At 69.9% G+C, this 17,541-nt stretch carries 20 protein-coding genes; 2 read left to right on the forward strand and 18 right to left on the reverse strand.

Going from position 1 to position 17,541, the window contains the following annotated elements; all coding sequences use genetic code 11:
* Positions 1-9 precede the first annotated feature (9 nt).
* The gene (locus ACXJLH_RS10090; protein ID WP_457443837.1) at positions 10-831 is read right to left on the reverse strand and encodes a hypothetical protein; all 822 of its coding nucleotides are present in this window, start codon (positions 829-831) and stop codon (positions 10-12) included.
* Positions 832-909: 78 nt separating this feature from the next.
* Here ACXJLH_RS10090 and ACXJLH_RS10095 point away from each other — a divergent pair, with 78 nt between their 5' ends.
* Positions 910-1,635 carry a hypothetical protein gene (locus tag ACXJLH_RS10095; RefSeq protein WP_457443839.1) on the forward strand — a complete coding sequence of 242 codons (726 nt, stop codon included), beginning with the start codon at positions 910-912 and terminating at the stop codon, positions 1,633-1,635.
* Here ACXJLH_RS10095 and ACXJLH_RS10100 read toward each other — a convergent pair.
* The 13 genes from ACXJLH_RS10100 to ACXJLH_RS10160 form a co-directional block, all read right to left on the reverse strand.
* Entirely contained in the window at positions 1,599-2,606 is a 1,008-nt protein-coding gene (locus tag ACXJLH_RS10100; RefSeq protein ID WP_457443841.1) for a glycoside hydrolase family 88 protein, read from the reverse strand. The two genes, ACXJLH_RS10095 and ACXJLH_RS10100, sit on opposite strands and share 37 nt — an antisense overlap.
* A 23-nt stretch (positions 2,607-2,629) precedes the next feature.
* The gene (gene chrA / locus ACXJLH_RS10105) at positions 2,630-3,955 is read right to left on the reverse strand and encodes a chromate efflux transporter (protein ID WP_457444059.1); all 1,326 of its coding nucleotides are present in this window, start codon (positions 3,953-3,955) and stop codon (positions 2,630-2,632) included.
* A 46-nt stretch (positions 3,956-4,001) separates the two neighbouring features.
* Positions 4,002-4,631: a tetratricopeptide repeat protein gene (locus tag ACXJLH_RS10110; RefSeq protein WP_457443843.1), complete on the reverse strand. Its 630-nt coding sequence runs from the start codon at positions 4,629-4,631 to the stop codon at positions 4,002-4,004.
* Positions 4,628-4,993 carry a cytochrome c-type biogenesis protein gene (locus tag ACXJLH_RS10115; protein ID WP_457443845.1) on the reverse strand — a complete coding sequence of 122 codons (366 nt, stop codon included), beginning with the start codon at positions 4,991-4,993 and terminating at the stop codon, positions 4,628-4,630. Before ACXJLH_RS10115 ends, ACXJLH_RS10110 begins: the two co-directional genes overlap by 4 nt.
* The gene (locus ACXJLH_RS10120; RefSeq protein WP_457443847.1) at positions 4,986-5,510 is read right to left on the reverse strand and encodes a DsbE family thiol:disulfide interchange protein; all 525 of its coding nucleotides are present in this window, start codon (positions 5,508-5,510) and stop codon (positions 4,986-4,988) included. Before ACXJLH_RS10120 ends, ACXJLH_RS10115 begins: the two co-directional genes overlap by 8 nt.
* Positions 5,507-7,432: a heme lyase CcmF/NrfE family subunit gene (locus ACXJLH_RS10125; RefSeq protein ID WP_457443849.1), complete on the reverse strand. Its 1,926-nt coding sequence runs from the start codon at positions 7,430-7,432 to the stop codon at positions 5,507-5,509. Before ACXJLH_RS10125 ends, ACXJLH_RS10120 begins: the two co-directional genes overlap by 4 nt.
* Positions 7,429-7,851: a cytochrome c maturation protein CcmE gene (gene ccmE / locus ACXJLH_RS10130; RefSeq protein WP_056193920.1), complete on the reverse strand. Its 423-nt coding sequence runs from the start codon at positions 7,849-7,851 to the stop codon at positions 7,429-7,431. The genes ACXJLH_RS10125 and ccmE overlap by 4 nt, the downstream gene beginning before the upstream one ends.
* 91 nt (positions 7,852-7,942) lie before the next feature.
* Positions 7,943-8,695: a heme ABC transporter permease CcmC gene (ccmC, locus tag ACXJLH_RS10135; RefSeq protein ID WP_457443851.1), complete on the reverse strand. Its 753-nt coding sequence runs from the start codon at positions 8,693-8,695 to the stop codon at positions 7,943-7,945.
* Positions 8,696-9,358 (reverse strand): heme exporter protein CcmB, encoded by a 663-nt coding sequence (gene ccmB / locus ACXJLH_RS10140; protein ID WP_457443853.1) that lies wholly within the window; start codon positions 9,356-9,358, stop codon positions 8,696-8,698. It abuts the gene before it with no gap.
* Positions 9,358-9,978 carry a heme ABC exporter ATP-binding protein CcmA gene (gene ccmA, locus ACXJLH_RS10145; RefSeq protein ID WP_457443855.1) on the reverse strand — a complete coding sequence of 207 codons (621 nt, stop codon included), beginning with the start codon at positions 9,976-9,978 and terminating at the stop codon, positions 9,358-9,360. Before ccmA ends, ccmB begins: the two co-directional genes overlap by 1 nt.
* 110 nt (positions 9,979-10,088) lie before the next feature.
* Positions 10,089-10,820 carry a hypothetical protein gene (locus ACXJLH_RS10150; protein WP_457443857.1) on the reverse strand — a complete coding sequence of 244 codons (732 nt, stop codon included), beginning with the start codon at positions 10,818-10,820 and terminating at the stop codon, positions 10,089-10,091.
* Positions 10,821-10,933: 113 nt separating this feature from the next.
* Positions 10,934-12,085, reverse strand: a complete 1,152-nt coding sequence (locus ACXJLH_RS10155; RefSeq protein ID WP_457443859.1) for a serine hydrolase domain-containing protein — start codon at positions 12,083-12,085, stop codon at positions 10,934-10,936.
* Positions 12,086-12,116: 31 nt separating this feature from the next.
* Positions 12,117-12,596 (reverse strand): VOC family protein, encoded by a 480-nt coding sequence (locus ACXJLH_RS10160; protein WP_056193933.1) that lies wholly within the window; start codon positions 12,594-12,596, stop codon positions 12,117-12,119.
* 93 nt (positions 12,597-12,689) lie between these two features.
* On the opposite strand from ACXJLH_RS10160, the gene ACXJLH_RS10165 reads away from it, so the two are divergent.
* A complete protein-coding gene (locus ACXJLH_RS10165) occupies positions 12,690-13,733 on the forward strand; it encodes a DUF3500 domain-containing protein (protein WP_457443861.1) in 1,044 nt (347 codons plus the stop codon).
* On the opposite strand, the gene ACXJLH_RS10170 is transcribed toward ACXJLH_RS10165, so the two are convergent.
* The 4 genes from ACXJLH_RS10170 to ACXJLH_RS10185 all read right to left on the reverse strand — a co-directional run bounded on the left by ACXJLH_RS10170 (position 13,720) and on the right by ACXJLH_RS10185 (position 17,425).
* Positions 13,720-14,721 (reverse strand): NADP-dependent oxidoreductase, encoded by a 1,002-nt coding sequence (locus ACXJLH_RS10170; RefSeq protein ID WP_457443862.1) that lies wholly within the window; start codon positions 14,719-14,721, stop codon positions 13,720-13,722. The two genes, ACXJLH_RS10165 and ACXJLH_RS10170, sit on opposite strands and share 14 nt — an antisense overlap.
* Positions 14,718-15,554 carry an oxidoreductase gene (locus ACXJLH_RS10175; protein ID WP_457443864.1) on the reverse strand — a complete coding sequence of 279 codons (837 nt, stop codon included), beginning with the start codon at positions 15,552-15,554 and terminating at the stop codon, positions 14,718-14,720. Before ACXJLH_RS10175 ends, ACXJLH_RS10170 begins: the two co-directional genes overlap by 4 nt.
* 141 nt (positions 15,555-15,695) lie before the next feature.
* A complete protein-coding gene (locus tag ACXJLH_RS10180) occupies positions 15,696-16,301 on the reverse strand; it encodes a TetR/AcrR family transcriptional regulator (protein WP_457443866.1) in 606 nt (201 codons plus the stop codon).
* Between the two features lie 44 nt (positions 16,302-16,345).
* Positions 16,346-17,425 (reverse strand): DUF6081 family protein, encoded by a 1,080-nt coding sequence (locus tag ACXJLH_RS10185; RefSeq protein WP_457390787.1) that lies wholly within the window; start codon positions 17,423-17,425, stop codon positions 16,346-16,348.
* Between the last annotated feature and the right edge of the window lie 116 nt (positions 17,426-17,541).

The raw sequence follows: 17,541 nt of genomic DNA on the forward strand, positions 1-17,541 counted from the left end.
GCAAGTTCTTCAGCGGCCTGAGGGCTCCGCCTTTTCCGCGGGTTGGATGTGTAGACCCGAAAGCGCAGGCAATGCCAGCAGGAGTTCGCGCTGCTCATTGCCAACGCCATACAGCAGGCGCAAGCGCTGCGGCGCCGGTGTGACGGGGAAGAACGCGCTGCGCCGCAGTTCGGCGCCAGGGGCGAGGTCGGCTGGCAACTGGAAGCCGCGCCGCTTGATCTCATACTCGATCACCAGGGATTCGGCGTTGACCTTGCTCTGGGTTCGGTAGGCCGAGATGCCGCCCACCAGCAGGGCCAGAGGCAGGATCGGCGCCATCACGGTGTAGCCGGCCGCACTTGCCAGCACCAGCACACCGGCCACTGCCCCGCTGGAGCCAATCACCACGATGCGCCCGGCCGTTTTCATGGCGTCGACGTTGCGCGTCGTCTCGCTCTTGAGCTGATCGGGTGCGGTGGTGTGGTTGACGTTGTCGAGGACGTCGTTGGCGAGCGAGATCGAGTGCAGCCGGACCGGTGTGCGGCTGTCGTTGCGCACGACCAGCGCGTACTCATCCCAGTCGGCTTCGCGCACCCAGCTGGCAGCATCGTTGCGGACGATGACTTGCTGCACATCGAGCTTGATGCCGTCGCCCGTTTCGGCGCGCCAGCCAAGTGCCGTCGTGGCGTCGAGGGCAGGGGGGTGCAGCAGCCGTGATTGGCCGGCACAGCCACCGAGCAGCAGCGCCGTGGTGGCGACGAAAACGGCGCATGCGGCGACCCTGAGGATTCCTGCGACGAAGCTTGCGGGTGGCTGCATGTGCACCTTCGAACGGAATCCATCGGGCCGCATGCACTATAGGCGTGGGCGGCCGCCCTCGCGGTGGCGACGCTTGCGGTAGATTCGCTTCGCCCCCCAACGCCCATCGACATGAACCGCCTGCATTCCGAGTTGCATCGCTTGTACCTTTTGACCTCGCCGGATCTGGGCGGGCATTTGATCGATGGTGCGGGCCAGGTACGGGCAATGGTCATGGAGCTGACTGGCCCTGCCGACTGGGATGTGCTGTCCAAGGTCTGGCGCGGCGTGCAGGCCGATCTTGAGCTGCCCGCCCCCGCCATCGCTGTGTCAGGCAGCGACGGGCTGCAGCTGTGGTTTTCGCTGCAGGAGCCGATCAGCGCATTGCGTGCGGCGGCGTTTCTCGCCCATCTGCAGGCACGCTACCTGGCCAGCGTCGCGCCGGCACGCCTGCGGTTGAGTCCATCGGCAGCCGGCCAGACCTTCGACGCAGCGCTCGTGCCGGCGCAGCAGGACGCCACGGAAAACTGGTCCGCCTTCGTCGCGCCCGACCTCGCCCCGGTGTTTGCCGACACACCCTGGCTGGACATCCCGCCGGGCATCGAAGGGCAGGCTGACCTGCTCGCGCGGCTGGAGAGCATCAAGCCGGCCGCTCTGGCCGCCGCGATGCAACGGCTGCAGCCCGTGGTCTCGACCGGCTCATCGCCCGCAGCTCAACCGTCGAGCGCAGATGTGGAGCCCAAGCGCTTCCTGCAGCAGGTGCTGAACGACGAGACGGCCGCGTTGGCCTTGCGGGTCGAGGCGGCAAAGGCGTTGTTGCGCTATGCCGAGCAGCCAGGCTCCCGGCAGAGCGACTGAGCCGCCAGCAACACCATCGCCGCGGCCCTTTCATCCCGGCCATGCACAACGGGCCGCTGCAGATAGAAGTCCAGCGTCGGCCCGGCCGGCGTGCCGGCGCAGACATCGCGGAAGCCGCCGTGTGCGTCGATGCGCGATTGCACGCCCGCCCAGGCGCGGGTGATGGCCGCATCCACGGCTTCGGCTGGCAGCCAACCGTGGCGGCGCGCCAGGGCAAGTGCCGCCAGGCTCATCGCCGTCACGGTCAGCTCGGGCTGAGCGTCGGGGTGGTCCAGCACCTGCCGCCACAGGCCATCGGCGCCTTGCAGCGGCAGCAGCGCGCGCAGATGGCTTTGCAGGCGGGCGAGCAAGGGCGGTGCGGCGCTTGAGCCTTGCAGCGGGCCGGTGAGCACCTTAGCGAGGGCGAGTGACGCGAAGCCATCGCCGCGGCCCCATGCGACCGGCGAGCCCTCGGCATGATTGAAGAGGCCACCCGGCCGTTGCAGTCGCTCCGACAGATCCAGCAGGGCGGCACCCAACGCGTCGGACGCGCGGGCGCGCTCCGGCGCAGGCAGCAGCGGCGCGGTGCAGTCCAGCAGCAGCGTGGCCAGGAACATGTCGTCGGTCCATGGGCGCAGGCCGGTGAGCTTGGTGTCGGCCAGCACAGAGCGAAGGGCCTGCAGGGCCAAAGCGCCGGCCGCCGTGTCGCCGTCCAGCGTTGCTGCTTCCGCCAGTGCCGCATAGCCGGCCAGGCGCGGCCAGTCGGTCGGCAGGACGTAACCCGGCGCGCTGACGGCCTCGCGCAGGGCTGCCGTGGCGGTGCGCGCCATCTCGGGCCGGCCAAGATGCCTCTGTGCCGAGACCAGCAGGGCGTTGACGTAATGGGGCGTTGGCGAGGCGACGTACTGTGAGGCGATGGATAGCGCCAGGCGCCGTGCGTCGCTCGCTGGCGGCTGGGCCGCCGGGCGCGCGTTGGTGGCGACGGCGCCCAAGGCAATGCAGGCCTGGCGCCGCCTCACAGCAGCGTGGTGGCCAGGCCGATCGCCGCGCACAGGCCCAGCAGCGGCATGATGCCCAGCTTGAAGCGAAACAGCGCGATGCCAGCGCCCGCGGCGATGAGGGCCGAGACCGCGTCGAAGCGCCCGCCAAAGCCCTGGGGCCACAGCACGTGATACGCGAAGAACACGGCCAGGTTGAGGATGACGCCGACGACTGCCGCCGTGATGGCCGTCAGCGGCGCCGTGAACTGCAGCTTGCCGTGCGTGGACTCGATGACCGGGCCGCCGGCCAGGATGAAGACAAAGGACGGCAGGAAGGTGAAGAAGGTGACGACGCTCGCCGCCGCGGCGCCGGCCACGAAGAGCGAGTCCGGCCCGAAGAGCTGCTTCACCCAGCCGCCGACGAAGCCGACGAAGGCGACCACCATGATCAGCGGCCCCGGCGTCGTCTCGCCCAGGGCCAGGCCGTCGATCATCTGCGTGCCGGTCAGCCACTGGTGCTGCTCGACGGCGCCCTGGTAGACATAGGGCAGCACCGCATAGGCGCCGCCAAAGGTCAGCAGCGCGGCCTTGGTGAAGAACCAGCCCATCTGCGTCAGCGCGCCTTGAAAACCGTGGGCGGCGACCAGGCCGGCCATGGCGGCCAGCCACAGCCCGAGGCCGATGGCGAGCACGCGGGCCAGGCGGCTGCGGCTGAAGCGGGCATGGGGTGGCGTCGGCGTGTCGTCGTCGATGAGGGCCGGGCCGTAGCCCTGCTTGGCAGCACCGTGGCCGCCGCCGAGGGCGAAAACCTGCGGCGCCAACCGGCCGCCGATGTGGCCGATGAGGGCAGCGGCCAGCACGATCAGCGGGAAGGGTGCGTCCAGCGCAAAGATGGCGACAAAGGCGGCGGCAGCGATGCCCCACAGCCAGCCGTTCTTCAGCGCCCGCGTGCCGATGCGGTGGGCCGCATGCACGACCAGCGCCGTCACCGCGGGCTTGAGGCCATAGAAGAGGCCGGCCACGACGGGCAGCTTGCCCCAGGCCATGTAGACCCAGGCCAGCGCGATGAGGATGAAGAGGGACGGCAGCACGAACAGCGCGCCGGCGACGATGCCGCCCCAGCTGCGATGCATCAGCCAGCCGATGTAGGTGGCGAGCTGCTGGGCCTCGGGGCCGGGCAGGACCATGCAGTAGTTCAGCGCATGCAGGAAGCGCTTCTCGCTGATCCAGCGGCGGCGCTCGACCAGCTCGGTGTGCATGATGGCGATCTGCCCGGCAGGACCGCCGAAGCTGATGAAGCCGAGCTTGAGCCAGAAGCGGAAGGCTTCCCAGAAGCTGACGGGGCGGGGCGGCGAGTCGATGGCGGGGCTCCGGGCTGAAGACGGTCAGCCGCAATGTAGGGCCTGTTCAACGGGCCTGCGCCTTCGCGATGCTGTCGCGCAGCGAGGCGGCGATGTCGCTGTCGGCCGGCACCTCGGCCAGCACGCGGCGCCAGTAGCCCACAGCCGCCGCCGTGTCGCCGCGCTCATGAGCGGCGCTGCCGAGCAAGGCCAGCGTGGGCACATGGCGCGGGTTGAGCTTGAGGGCGCGCTGCAGCAGCGCCTCGGGCTCGCCAGCGAGGCCCTGGCCTTGCACCAGGGCGAGGGTGACGGCGTGCTGGCTCAAGGGCTGCGGGTCGGCGGGGCGCAGCCGTTCGAGCTGCGCGTAGGCGGGCAGGGCGTCCTGCGGGCGGCCCAGCTGCTCGTAGGCGCGGGCCAGCAGGGCCCAGCCTTCGGCGTCGTCGGGCGTGCGCTGCAGGCGGTCGGCCAGGCGCTGCACCATCTGCTGAACGGGGTTGGCGGGCAGCGCAGGCGGCGGGTTGATGGCGTCGGGTCGGCCGAGTTGGACGTAGAGCAGGCTGGCAGCGAGCGGCAGGGCCAGTCCCAGGACTGCCGCGGTGCGCCATGCGCGTGGGCTGTTGGGGCCCAGCAGGGCCGGCGCGAGAGGCAGCAGCGAGGCCAGCGTCAACACGACGGCGGCGAGGATGAATAGGCTCACCGCGGCTCCTCGCGCCGCCGACCGTGGCGCAGATAGACACCGGCACCGATGGCCAGCAGTGCCAGCGGCCCGAACCAGAGCGGCGCCGTGCCGGCGTGCAGGGCGGGGCGGTAGAGCACCTGCTCGCCATAGCGCTGCACCAGCTCCTCACGCAGCTCGGCCTCGCTGCGGCCGGCGGCCAGGCCTTCGCGCAGCTGGCGCTTCATGTCGACGGCCAGCGGCGCGTTGGATTCGGCCACGCTCTGGCTCTGGCAGACGACGCAGCGCAGCTCCTGGGCCAGGCGCTCGACGCGGGTGTCGAGATCCTCGGCCTGCGCGACGAGCGCGGCGGTCAGCAGAACGATCGCGATGAGGCTACGCACTTTGCAGCCTCTTGATGAACGGCAGCAAGCGCTTGTTCAAGTCTTCCGCCGTGACCGGCCCGGTGTGCCGCAGCCGCACGATGCCGCGACGGTCGATGACAAAGGTTTCGGGCACGCCGGTGATGCCCCAGGCCAGGCTGCCCTTGCCTTGCGGGTCCAGCCAGGTCAGCGCATACGGGTTGCCGTGGCGCTTCAGGAAGCCCAGGCCCAGCTCGGGCGTGTCGCGGTAGTCCAGGCCGACGACGCGCACGCCGCTCTGTTCGGCCAGCTGACCCAGCACCGGCAGCTCGGCACGGCAAGGCGCGCACCAGGAGGCGAACACATTCAGCACCCAGACCTGGCCTTGCAAGGCCAGGCTTTCGCCATGCAGGCGCTCCAGGTCCAGCACGGGCGCGGGTTTGCCGACCAGCGGCGAAGTGGGTTCCGCTTGGGCATCTCGGTTCAGGCCGCGTGCGAGCAGCGTAACGAGGGCTGCGCTGGCCAGCAGCGGAACGAGGGTGGCGAGCTTGGGTTTCATGGCGTCGAGAGCGCGGGGACGAAGTTGGGCTGCAACTCGGCGCGCGGGCTGCGTCCCCGAGCGAGTGCGCCCCAGAGGCCGCCGACGGCCATCAGCAGCGCGCCGATCCACACCCAGCTCATGAAGGGCTTGATCTGCAGGCGCAGCGCCCAGCGCCCGTCGACATCGGCATCGCCCAGGCTGACGTAGACGTCGCGCCACGGGCCGCGCGAGATGGCCGCCTCGGTCATCGCAGACTGCCGACGGGTATAGACGCGCTTCTCCGGCGACAGCGTGATGACCTCACCGCCGTGTTGCCACACCAGCTTGGCCCGGGCGGCGCGGTAGTTGGCGCCGTCCACGGCCTCCAGCCTTTCGAAGCGCAGCAGATGGCCTGCCACGCGCACCTGCTCGCCAGGCGCGAGTTGCAGGTCATGCGCCTGCTCCAGGCTGCGCACCAGCGTCACGCCCAGCACGAAGACGGCGATGCCGGCATGCGCCAGCCACAGCGGCAGGCTGTGCCGCCAGGCGGCGCGCTGGTGCCAGGCGAGTGACAGCGTGCCGCCGAGCGCCCACAGGCCGGTGGCGATGCCGGCAGCCAGCCACAGCGAGCCTTGCAGCGCGAACGCCAGCATCGCAGCACTCGCGAGCGCGGCAAGGGCCAGCGGCAGCAGCGGCTTGACGGCGCCGAGTGCCGCCACCCGCCAGCGCGCCAGCGGCCCGATGACGAGGAGGGCGACGAGGGGCAGCATGATGGGCGGGAAGACGGTATCGAAGTAGGGGGCGCCGACCGACAGCTTGGTGCCCGAGATAACTTCGGCCGCCAGCGGGTAGAGCGTGCCCAGCAGCACGGTGCCCGTGGCCGTGGCCAGCAGCAGGTTGTTCAGCAGCAGCAGCGATTCGCGCGAGCCGAAAGCGTAGCCCTCGGCCGCGGGCAGGCGGCCCACGCGCAGCGCGTACAGCGTCAGCGACCCGCCCACGGCCAGCGCCAGCAGCGCCAGGATGAAGAGGCCGCGCGACGGGTCGCTCGCGAACGCGTGGACCGAGCTGACCACGCCCGAGCGCACGAGGAAGGTGCCCAGCAACGACAGCGCAAAAGCCAGCAGGGCCAGCAGCAGGCTCCAGCGCAGGAAGCCCGGCCGTTTGTCGGCCACGGCCAGCGAGTGGATCAGCGCCGTGCCCAGCAGCCAGGGCATGAAGGCCGCGTTCTCGACCGCGTCCCAGAACCAGAAGCCGCCCCAGCCCAGCTCGTAATAGGCCCAGAAACTGCCGAGCAGGATGCCGCCCGTCAGCGCCGACCACGCGGCCAGCACCCAGGGCCGGGCCCAGCGCGTCCAGCGCGCGTCGGGCGCGTCGTCCAGCAGGGCCGCCACCGCGAAGGCGAAGCCGACCGCGAAGCCGACATAGCCCATGTAGAGCAGCGGCGGGTGGGCCGCCATGCCGGGGTCCTGCAGCAGCGGGTTCAGGTCGCGGCCCTCCAGCGGCGCGGGCAGCAGCCGAGCAAAGGGGTTGGACGTGAAGGCGATGAAGGCGAGGAAGCCAGCCGCCACGGCGCCAAGCACGCCCTGCACGCGCGCCGCGAAGGCGGGCGGTAGCTTGCGGCTGCGGGCGGCCACCAGCGCGCCCCAGGCCGCCAGCATCCACACCCACAGCAGCAGCGAGCCCTCGTGCCCGCCCCAGCTCGCCGTGATGCGATAGCCCAGCGGCAGCTCGTGGCTGGCGTTGGCGGCGACGTAGGCGACCGAGGTGTCGAGCTGGATGAAGCTGGCGACCAGCGTGGCGAAGGCGGTGCTGACGAGGCCGAAGCCGACGGTGGCCAGGGGCCGCGCAAGAGCCATCCAGCGCGTGCGGCCGGACTGTGCGCCCCACAGCGGCAGTAGCGCCTGCGCGAGTGCGACCGCCAACGCCAGCAGCAGTGCGAACTGGCCGAGTTCGGGCGTCATCTTGCGCTCGCTTGTTTGAGCGCCGCGGCAGCCTCGGGCGGCATGTAGCTCTCGTCATGCTTGGCCAGCACCTCGTCGGCGACGAAGCCCAGGCCGGCCAGCTTGCCCTGCGCGACCACGCCCTTGCCTTCGCGAAACAGGTCGGGCAGCGGGCCGCGGTAGCTCACGGCGACGTCGCGTGCACCGTCGGTGACCGTGAAGCTCATCAGGCCGTCGGCGCCGCGCTGCACTGAACCAGGCGCCACCATGCCGCCGAGCCGAAAGCGCGTGCCGGCCGGCGCTTCACCGCGCACGATCTCGCTGGGCGTGACGAAGAAGACGAGGTTCTGGCGGAAGGCCTTCAGCACCAGGCCTCCGGCCATTGCGAGCAGGGCCAGCATGGCGAGCAGGCCGAGGAGGCGGATGTGGCGGGGTTTCATCGGCGGAGGGACCACAGCTCGACGGCGATGCCTAGGGCCACGGCCGTGAGTGAAGCCCAGACATAGAACGCGTGGGCGCCGAAGAGCTCGCTCATGTCAGGCTCCCAAGCGCACGTGGCCAGCGCGCCTCGGACTCGACCCGGGCCTGCAGCAGCCGCCTCGCCCGCGCCAGCACGACAGCGCCGGCATAGGCCCAGAACCCCAGCGTCGACAGCAGCAGCGCCGCCAGCATCTCCGGCGCGATCGCGCTGCCGCGCGCTGTGATGGAGGCGCCCTGGTGCAGGGTGTTCCACCAGCTGACTGAGAAATACAGCACTGGCAGGTTCAGCGCGCCAACCAGCGCCAGCAGCGCGCCGGCCTGGTCGCCGCGACGCGGGTCGTCGGGCGTGTCGACCGCCGAGGTCAGTGCGATGAAGCCGACATAGAGCAGGGCCAGCAGCAGGGCCGAGGTGAGGCGCGCGTCCCAGACCCACCAGGTGCCCCAGGTCGGCCGGCCCCAGAGCGAGCCGGTCAGCAGCGTCAGCACGGCGAACAGGGCGCCGGTGGGCGCCAGCGCGCGCATCAGCACGAAGGCCAGGCGCGTCTTCCAGGCCAGGCCCCACAGCGCCCAGAAGGCCATGGCGCCGTAGCAGACCATGGCGGTCCAGGCCGCCGGCACGTGCAGGTAGAGGATGCGGTAGGCCTCGCCCTGCTGGGCGTCGGTGGGCGCGATGAAGAGGCCGAGCGTGAGGCCTCCGGCGATGCCCAGCGCAGTCAGCAGCCACAGCGCGGGCAGCAGCCGGCCGGTCAGCGGCAGGAAGTGGGCGGGGCTGGCATAGCGCCAGAGCGGGTGCGGGGTGGTCATTCAATCCAACATCAGTGAGAGGGCGGCCGAGGTGGCCCAGGGCGCTAGCGCCAGCAGCACGGCCAGCCAGGCGCCGAGCAGCAGCAGGGCGGTGTCTGCATTCGCACCGCCTTGGGCCGCCGCAGTGCCGAAGACGAGCACCGGCACCTCCAACGGCAGCAGCAGCAGGGCCAGCAAGCCGGCGCCGGCGCGCGCATGCAGCACCAGCGCCGCGCCCAGGCCGCCGAGCAGAGCCAGCGCGGGTGTGCCTAGCAGCAGGCTCAGCGCGAGTGGCGTCGGGTTTTCGATGCCGAAGGCCAGCGCCAGCAGCGGCGTGACGAGCACCAGCGGCAGGCTGCTTAAGGCCCAGTGCACGGCCAGCTTCAACGCCACGGCAAAAGGGCGTGGCAGCGGCGCCAGCCACCATTGCTCCAGGCTGCCGTCGGCCAGGTCGGGTGCGAACAGGCGGGGCAGAGCGAGCAGGCTGGCCAGCAGAGCGGCAATCCACAGGAGGCCCGGCGCCAGCTCGCGCAGCCTAGCCGGCTCGGGCCCCAGGCCCAGGGGAAACATGGCGGCCACGCCGACGACGAAGCCCAGAGGCGTCAGCCATTCGGCCGGCTGGCGCCAGGTGCTGGACCACTCCCGCCGGGCGAGCGCCGCGGCGGCTTGGGCTGCGGCGCCCATCAGGGCCTCCCGAGTTGCAGGCTGCGGACGCTGCGCTTGAGCGGCAGGGCCTGGTGGCTGGTGAACACGACGCTGCCGCCTTCATCCGCATGCCGGTCCATGCGTTGGGCGATGCGATCGGCCATCGCGGCGTCCAGCGCGGCGAGCGGCTCGTCCAGCACCCACAGCGGTGCAACCCGGGGAAGCCACAACTGCGCCAGGGCGACGCGGCGGCGCTGGCCCTCGGACAGCTGGGCCAGGCGCAGCCCGGCGGCGTCGTCCAGGCCGACCGGCGCGAGTGCCGCCAGAGCCTGTCCTTCAGTGCAAGGACGCCCGGCCAGCGCGGCGCTGCTGCGCAGCTGTTCGATGACCGACAGCACGTCCTTGAGCCCGGGCCGGTGGCCGATGTAGAGCAACTCGCGCTCCACATGCACCCGCCCCGCGCGCGGCGCGCTGAGGCCGCAGATCAGCCGCAGCAGGCTGGTCTTGCCGCTGCCGTTGGCGCCCTGCACCCACAGCAGCTGGCCGGGATGCAGGGCCAGGTCCACCTCTTCGAACAGCGGCCGCGCCCCACGCGACTGGCCCACGCGCTGCAGGATGAGCACGGGTGGCGCAGAAAGGGAAGCGAGGGCGAGAGACATGCCCGCCACTCTAGGCAGCGGGCCATGCCGCGCCAACGAAGCAAAACGACTGAGCTATTTCAGTTGGCGCTGCTTTTCGCGCTCAAGCCGTCAGGCTTCGGGGCGCGGGATCAAAGTCCAGCGCGCCGCAGCCACGCCTCGGCGTCGGTCGGGTGAATCTCGTTCGCAGACCGCAGGTTGCGCAGCACGCGGTAGCGGCTTTCGATGCCCACCAGCATCAGCACCCGTTTGCCGGCATGCGCGTGCACGGCGTCGCGCAGCCGATCGGCGTGGTGCTGATCCCACTGGGCCTGCACCTGGGCAGCCTCCTGGCCCACCAGGCCCTCCTCGATCTCCCGCAGCGCAGCTACCAGCCGGTCCGTCTTCTCGCTGTTCACGTCGGCAGCAGAGCTCCACCCGCTGGCCAGCGCCCGGTAGGTGGCCTGCTTCAGCTCGTCGAGCGCCTTGGCGCCGGCCGGGTTCCGCTCACCGAAGGCCTTGTAGGCCTGGCCCACCGAGCCCGTCAGCTGATTGAACAAGGCTTCGTCCGGTTCCGATCCCAGAGCCGGGATGCCGGTGGCGTCGAGGTAGGGAAAGATGACGTCGAGGTACTCGACCTTGCCGGGCCAGACCTTGCGGGTGCGCAGTTCCTTGGGCGTGACGTCCAACACCAGCACATCGGGCTTCACGGCCTCGATGACCTGGCGGAGCACGGGAAGGCCGTAGGCCGGCACCAGCTTGTGCCGCGAGTACAGGGTGGAGACAACGAACACCTCGCCTTGGGTCGCCAGCGCCGCCCTGGCGGCAGCCGGCGCAGCCGCCAGCACGCCGAGCAAGACCCGTCTCGACCAGTCACGCCTCATGGGGTTCATGCAGATCCTGTGCCATTGAAGGCCTGCAATCTAGGTCGACGCGCGCAGGAGGTCGGGCTCATGCGACGAAACGGGCTGGGGCGCGATGAGGTCGACTTATCCGCCTACAAACCCGCTGCCCGCGCCGCCAACGTGCCCAGCTCGCCATACAGCGGCAGCACATTGGTGCCTGCGGCTGGATGCACGCGGTTGGACAGCAGCACGAAAAAGCTGCGGCTTGTCGGGTCCAGCCAGAAGGCGCAGCCGGTGAAGCCGGTGTGGCCAAAACTGGTGGGCGGATAGAGGCTGCCGCGCGGGCGCGCATAGGGCGAGGCGATGTCCCAGCCCATGCCGCGCTGCTCGGCAAGGTCGGGCGAGGACTGCGGCGTCGTCAGCAGGGCCACGCTTTGCTCGGACAGCAGGCGTCGGCCGTTCTCGCCCACGCCGCCGGCCAGCAGCATGCGCGCGAAGCGGGCCAGGTCCGCCGTCGTCGTGAACAGGCCTGCATGGCCAGCCACACCGCCCATCTTGCGGGCGGTCGGGTCATGCACCTCGCCGCGCAGCACCTGGCCATCGGGCAGCTTTTCGGTCGGTGCGACGCGTGAGGCGTCCATGCGGCGCAGCGGCAGATAGCTGCTGTCCTTCATGCCCAGGGGCTGGAACAGGGCCTGCTCGGCCAGGCGTTCCAGCGCCACACCACTGGTGCGTTCGACGATCAGGCCGAGCAGGATGTAATTGACGTCCGAGTAGCGGAACTGAGTGCCCGGCGCGGCGGCCAGGGGCAGGCCGCAGGCGATGCGCAGGGCGTCGTCCTTGCCCGCCCAGTCGCCGGCGCCATTGCGGGGCAGGCCGGAGGGCAGGCCCGAGCTGTGCGTCAGCAGCAGGCGCAGCGTGATGCCGGCCTTGTCGGCGCCGCCGCAGCCGGGCAGGTAGCGCTGCAGCGGCGCTTCGAGGTCAAGCTGGCCGCGCTCGCGCAGCAGCTGCACCAGCGTGGCGGTGACGACCGGCTTGGTCAGCGAGGCGGCGTCGAAGACGGTGGCTTCGTCCAGTGGCTCGGGCGCCGGCTCGACGGCACGCTGGCCGTAGGCGCGGTGGTGGCTGCCGTGGCCGACGCGCTCGACCCACAGCGCGGCGCCTGGCAGCTGGCCCTGGGCGATGAAGCGCTCGACGGCCGCGTCGGCTTCGGCGAGCGGTTGGGGTGCGAGGCTGGGGTGGTGGGCGCAACTGACCAGCAGGGCGGCGGCCAGCAGCCCTGCGATGGTGAGGGCAGGTCTCATGGCCGGGATTCTCAGGGCCCGGCGGGCCCGCTCAACCGCGTCGTGCGGCCTCGATCTTGGCGATGTCGATCTTCTGCATCTCCATCATGGCCTCGAAGGCCCGCTTGGCAGCGGCGGGATCGGGGTCGCTGATGGCATCGATGAGCGCGCGCGGCGTGATCTGCCACGACAGCCCCCAGCGGTCCTTGCACCAACCGCACTGGCTTTCCTGCCCACCATTGCCGACGATGGCTTTCCACAGGCGGTCGGTCTCGGCCTGGTTGTCGGTGGCGATCTGGAAGGAGAAGGCTTCGCTGTGCTTGAACATCGGGCCACCGTTCAAGCCGATGCACGGGATGCCGGCGACGGTGAACTCCACGGTCAGCACGTTGCCCTGCTTGCCGTCGGGGTAGTCGCCCGGCGCGCGGTGGACAGCGCCGACGCGGCTGTCGGGGAAGGTCTCGGCATAGAAGCGGGCGGCGGCTTCGGCGTCACCGTCGTACCAGAGGCAGATCGTGTTCTTGGCGGCCATGGGGGTCTCCTGAGTGAGTGGCCAGCCTAGGGCCGGCCTGGCCGAATGTTGATCCCTAGCAGAGGCCTTGGTGGTTACGTTATGTTGGGGGTCATGAAGCTCCGCCGTTCACTGCTGGCCAGTTCGGCCCTCCTGACCCTGCTTGCCGTCATGCCGAAGCTGCACGCCCAGGTGCCGGCCCCCGCGCAGGCAGCCCGACAGCTCGCGCAGGCCACGCCGGCGTCGCAGCGCGGCGAGCTGCTGCACCCCTTCACCGACGCCGCCCGCAGTGACTGGCACTACACGCCGCGCCGCCGTGACGGCATCGCCTGGAAGGCCATGTCGCCCGCGCAGCGCGAGGCGACGACGGCCCTGCTGCGCACCGCGCTGAACGAGGGCGGGCTGGGCAAGGTCAGGGCGCTGATGGCGCTGGAGATCGCGCTGCGCCAGATCGAGGGCTCGGGCAGCTTTCGCGATCCCGACAACTACGCCATCGCGATCTACGGCGAGCCGGGCGCGACTGGCTGGGGCTGGCGCATCGAAGGACATCACCTGTCGTTGCACTTCAGCCTGGACGGCGACCGCTATGTGTCGACGCTGCCGCAATTCTTTGGCGCCAACCCGGCCGTCGTGCCTGCCGGGCCGCAGCAGGGCTTTCGCCTGCTGGGTAGCGAGGAAGACCTGGCCCGCCAATGGCTGGCCGGTCTGGCGCCGGCACAGCGTTCGCGCGCCATCTTCAGCACCCGCCCCTTTGGCGACATCGTCAGCGGCAATGCCGCGCGTGCCAGGCCGCTGGACGCCATGGGCCTGCCCTTCGCGGACATGGACGCCGGCCAGCAGGCCCAGGTGCTGAAGCTGATCACCGCCTTGGCCGACCACCTTCAACCCGATCTGGCCCAGGCTCGCCTGGGCCGCGTGCGCGCCGCGCCGCTCGACGGCATCCGCATGGGCTGGGCCGGATCAACGCAGGCTGGCCAGCCGTTTTACTTCCGCATCCAGGGCGCCAGCTTCCTCATCGAGTTTGACAACTCGGGTGGCAACCACATCCATTCGGTGTGGCGCGACTTCGACGGCGACTTCGGCCGCGATGTCCTGGGCGAGCACTACCGCAAGGCCGAGGGCAGCGCGCATCGCCACCGGTCGTCTACTTCACCTTGACCACCACCTTGCCCTTGGCCCGGCCTGTTTCGACATAGGCCAGCGCTTCGTTCGTCGATTCGAACGCAAAGACGCGATCCACGACCGGGCGTATCGCGCCGGCGTCGACCAGGCGAGTGATCTCGCGCAGCTGTTGCCCGCTGGCGCGCATGAAGAGGAATGAGTAGTTCAAGCCCAGGCGCGCTGCCGCCCGCCTGACGCCGGCGCTCAACAGGCGCACGACGAGGCGCACGAACCAGGGCGCGCCCAGGCCCTTTGCGAAGGCGGGATCGGGCGGGCCGGAGATCGAGATGAGGGTGCCGCCGGGTTTGAGTACGCGCAGGGACTTGTGCAATGCCGCGGTGTCCTGGCTGTGCAGCACGACGTCGTAGTCCTGCAGCACGCGCTCGAAGTCATCGTTGCGGTAGTCGATGACGACATCGGCGCCCAGGCGCTTCACGAGCTCGATGTTGGCGCTGCTGGTCGTGGTGGCGACGGTGGCCCCCACATGCTTGGCCAGCTGGATGGCGAAGCTGCCGACGCCACCGGAGCCGGCCTGGATGAAGACTTTCTGCCCCTTCTTCAGCTTTGCCCTCTCGATGAGGGCCTGCCAGGCGGTCAGGCCCACCAGCGGCAGCGACGCGGCCTCTTCCATGCTGAGCGCCTTGGGCTTGAGCGCCAGGGACGCTTCCTTGACCGCAACGAACTCGGCGAAGCTGCCGATGCGGAAGTCATCAGGCCGGGCATAGACCTCGTCGCCCGGCTTGAAACCTTGCACGCGCGGCCCGACTTCGGTGACGACGCCGGCCACGTCATGGCCCAGCACCAGGGGCAGTTGGTAAGGCAGGATGAGCTTGAATTCGCCGCTCCTGATCTTGGCGTCCAGCAGGTTCACGCCGGCGGCGTGGACCTGGACCAGCACCTCGTCATCGCGCAGCGTCGGAGCCGGCACCTCTGCCGACCGCAATGTGCGGTTCTTGCCGTAGCGGTCGAGGAGAAAGGCTTTCATGATGCGCTCGCCGACGATACCGCGTCGAGCTGCAGATCGCGCCGGATGCCGGCGTCCACCAGGCCAGCGGGCGCGAATCGGCGCAGCAGTCGCAGGCGGCTCGCGAGCCCGCCGGCCGTGTAGCGGAGTTGCGGCTGAGCTGCGCTGGCGGCTTTCAGTACGACCTCGGCGACGACGCCTGGCTGGTCTGCGGTCGTCATCACTTGCCTCACCCTCTCGCTCACCGCCACACGGGCCTCGCGGTACGCATCGAGCTTGGCATCGGGCTCCAGGAAGTTGGCGTCGAACGGCGTCTTCGTGTAGGCGGGCTCGACGACCGAGACGCGGATGCCCCGGGTGCGCAGCTCATGGTCAAGCGACTCGGAATAGCCTTCGATCGCGTGCTTGGTCGCGGCGTAGAGCGCGCCGTAGGGCATGGGCAGGAAGCCCAGCACGGAGCCGATGTTGATGATGCGGCCGCTGCCCTGGCGCCGCATGTGCGGCAGGACGGCCCGCGTCATGCGGACGATGCCGAAGAAGTTGGTGTCGAAGATGGCCTGCGCCTGCTCGATGGAGCTTTCCTCCGCGCCGGCCGGCGCGACGCCAAAGCCGGCGTTGTTGACGAGCAGGTCGATGCGGCCGTGCAGCGCCACCACCTGCTCCACCGCGGCCTGGACCGAGTCGTCCAGCGTCACGTCCAGGGCCAGCATCTTGAATCCGCGCTGCCCCGCCTGCCGCCCTTGCCGGCTCGTGCCGTACACGGTGTAGCCGGCTTTCGCGAGCCGCTCGGCGGTGGCCTGGCCTATGCCTGAGGAGGCGCCCGTCACGAGGGCGATCTTGTTGTTCGTGTTCATGGTGTTCTTTCGTCCGCGTGTGGAGGTCAGGAGCTCGCCGGCGTACGCGGTGCGCGGCGGGTCAGGAAGGTTTGAATCTTTACTCGCATGATGTTCGTCATACTTAAGTGCGAACAAAAGGCCGACTGCATCGGTGAGGGTTCAGGGATGGGTGGGAGCCAGGCGCTTCAGCGCCGCGTCGAGCATGCTGCTCGACAGTGCAGGTTCGTCAACGGCGCGTGCCAGCAGCAGGGCGCCGACCATGGTCGCCAGGGTCACCAATGCGTGTTCATGCGCTGCGGGTTGCCCCCAATCAGGCGACTGGCGCGCAATCAGGTCCACCATCGCCTTGATGTGGCGGGTGGTCACCCGGCGCACCTCGGGAGCCTGGCGGGATGTCTCCGAGCCCAGGGCCGCCAGTGGGCAGCCGAGCTCCACCTGCTCGACGTGGGCCTTGGAGAGGTAGGCGTGCAGCATGGTCTCCAGGGTCTTGTCGGGCGGCGTGTGGGCGACGGCGTCGGCCACGGCGGCGGCTGCCTGGGCACAGGCCAGCCCGGCCGCTTCCGCCAGCATGGCCTCCCGGGACGGGAAGTGGGCGTAGAAGGCACCATGGGTCAGGCCCGCCTCCTTCATGATGTCGGCCACACCCGTGCCGTCGTAGCCGCTGCGGCGGATGGCTCGCGCCGCGGCCGACACGATGCGCTCGTGCGAGGCCTCCTTGGCCGCGGCTCTGGCGTTGCTTGCTGTATTTCGCATGACGCTCATCATACGTCATGCGATCCGGAGCTGTCGTGATTTTTCTGGCGCTTGCCTCAGGCCGGGACCGTTCGCCGGCCCCGCAGTGCCACGCCGACCCCCATCAAGCCGGCCACCAGCATCGCCCAGCTGCCCGGCTCGGGCACCGAGGTGACGGTGAAGTTGTCGAAGCTCGCGTCCATGCCCTGGCCGAACAGGCGTTCCGACACGGGGACGGAGACGGCCAGGTCCGGCCTGTCGGGATGCTGGAAGGGGAAGGCGTCGAGCAGGCTGAAGAGGCCGTGGCCGATGGTCAGGTTGTGGATCTTGCCGCCCAGGGCCTCGCCCGGGCCATAGGACGGATAGACGCCGGACCAGTTGGCGCCCTGCTGGTCGAGCGGGATGCCGACGTTGTCGACCTGGGACACCAGTGCACCGTCGAGAAAGTAGCTGACGCTGCCGGCATCGCTGTAGCTGATGGAAGCCGTGTGCGGCCCGGGGCCGATGTCGATCTGCTTGATGATCTGCGTGTACATCTTGTCGATGCCGACGTAGCCCGGATCGCCCGGCAACAGCGCCGGGTTGGTGACCGACGACGGCAGGCGCTCGATCAGTGTGAAGGCGGTCGAGCCTGAGATGAACCAGTCGAACAGCTGACCGGTGGAGAAGTCGATCATGTTCATGACCGCACCAGCCTGCTGGCCTTCGAGGGCCGTGGCCGAATAGGGCAGGCCGCTCTGGATGTAGCTGCCGCTGATGACGCGGCCCGCCGCCTGGGTGTTGTGAGCCGTGGCGCTGATGGTGGAGGAGAAGGTCAGCGAGCCGCCGGTGGGCACGGCGAAGGCCTGGCTGCTGGTGGCGATGTACTTGAGGTGGTCGTAGACGCTGAAGTCATAGCCTGTCTGGAAGACCGGGGCCTTGATGGCGAAGCTGCCGCCCGAGAAGTCGCGCGTGTCGCCGAGGGCCATTTCGCCCAGGCCATAGGGGTTGACCCATTTGGCGCCATAGCTGGCCAGGGAATAGCCGGGCGTGTCGAAGCTGTCGTAGACGACGGTACCCGCCGTAGCTGGCGTTGCGGCCAGCGCCAACCCCGCAGCCAACACCAAGGTCGTGCGCTGCATGGCCGCGCGGGTCCAGTGAGTCTGGCTTGAGTTCATGAGTGCCCCTTGAATGAAGCTGCGTTGCTTCGCGGCTGACGATCAGGCCATGGAGTGGCGATCGGTCCACAGGGTTTCCCAGGTCAAGGGCGGTTGCTCATCAAGATTGGGGATGC

The organism is Roseateles sp. P5_E4, from assembly GCF_054049255.1.

Excerpts from the sequence above, each read along its gene's own strand:
- ACXJLH_RS10090 (WP_457443837.1), bottom strand. The coding sequence starts at position 831 with ATGCGGCCCGATGGATTCCGTTCGAAGGTGCACATGCAGCCACCCGCA.
- ACXJLH_RS10095 (WP_457443839.1), top strand. The coding sequence starts at position 910 with ATGAACCGCCTGCATTCCGAGTTGCATCGCTTGTACCTTTTGACCTCG.
- ACXJLH_RS10120 (WP_457443847.1), bottom strand. The coding sequence starts at position 5,510 with ATGAAACCCAAGCTCGCCACCCTCGTTCCGCTGCTGGCCAGCGCAGCC.
- ACXJLH_RS10125 (WP_457443849.1), bottom strand. The coding sequence starts at position 7,432 with ATGACGCCCGAACTCGGCCAGTTCGCACTGCTGCTGGCGTTGGCGGTC.
- ccmE (WP_056193920.1), bottom strand. The coding sequence starts at position 7,851 with ATGAAACCCCGCCACATCCGCCTCCTCGGCCTGCTCGCCATGCTGGCC.
- ccmC (WP_457443851.1), bottom strand. The coding sequence starts at position 8,695 with ATGACCACCCCGCACCCGCTCTGGCGCTATGCCAGCCCCGCCCACTTC.
- ccmB (WP_457443853.1), bottom strand. The coding sequence starts at position 9,358 with ATGGGCGCCGCAGCCCAAGCCGCCGCGGCGCTCGCCCGGCGGGAGTGG.
- ccmA (WP_457443855.1), bottom strand. The coding sequence starts at position 9,978 with ATGTCTCTCGCCCTCGCTTCCCTTTCTGCGCCACCCGTGCTCATCCTG.
- ACXJLH_RS10150 (WP_457443857.1), bottom strand. The coding sequence starts at position 10,820 with ATGAGGCGTGACTGGTCGAGACGGGTCTTGCTCGGCGTGCTGGCGGCT.
- ACXJLH_RS10155 (WP_457443859.1), bottom strand. The coding sequence starts at position 12,085 with ATGAGACCTGCCCTCACCATCGCAGGGCTGCTGGCCGCCGCCCTGCTG.
- ACXJLH_RS10160 (WP_056193933.1), bottom strand. The coding sequence starts at position 12,596 with ATGGCCGCCAAGAACACGATCTGCCTCTGGTACGACGGTGACGCCGAA.
- ACXJLH_RS10165 (WP_457443861.1), top strand. The coding sequence starts at position 12,690 with ATGAAGCTCCGCCGTTCACTGCTGGCCAGTTCGGCCCTCCTGACCCTG.
- ACXJLH_RS10170 (WP_457443862.1), bottom strand. The coding sequence starts at position 14,721 with ATGAAAGCCTTTCTCCTCGACCGCTACGGCAAGAACCGCACATTGCGG.
- ACXJLH_RS10175 (WP_457443864.1), bottom strand. The coding sequence starts at position 15,554 with ATGAACACGAACAACAAGATCGCCCTCGTGACGGGCGCCTCCTCAGGC.
- ACXJLH_RS10180 (WP_457443866.1), bottom strand. The coding sequence starts at position 16,301 with ATGATGAGCGTCATGCGAAATACAGCAAGCAACGCCAGAGCCGCGGCC.
- ACXJLH_RS10185 (WP_457390787.1), bottom strand. The coding sequence starts at position 17,425 with ATGAACTCAAGCCAGACTCACTGGACCCGCGCGGCCATGCAGCGCACG.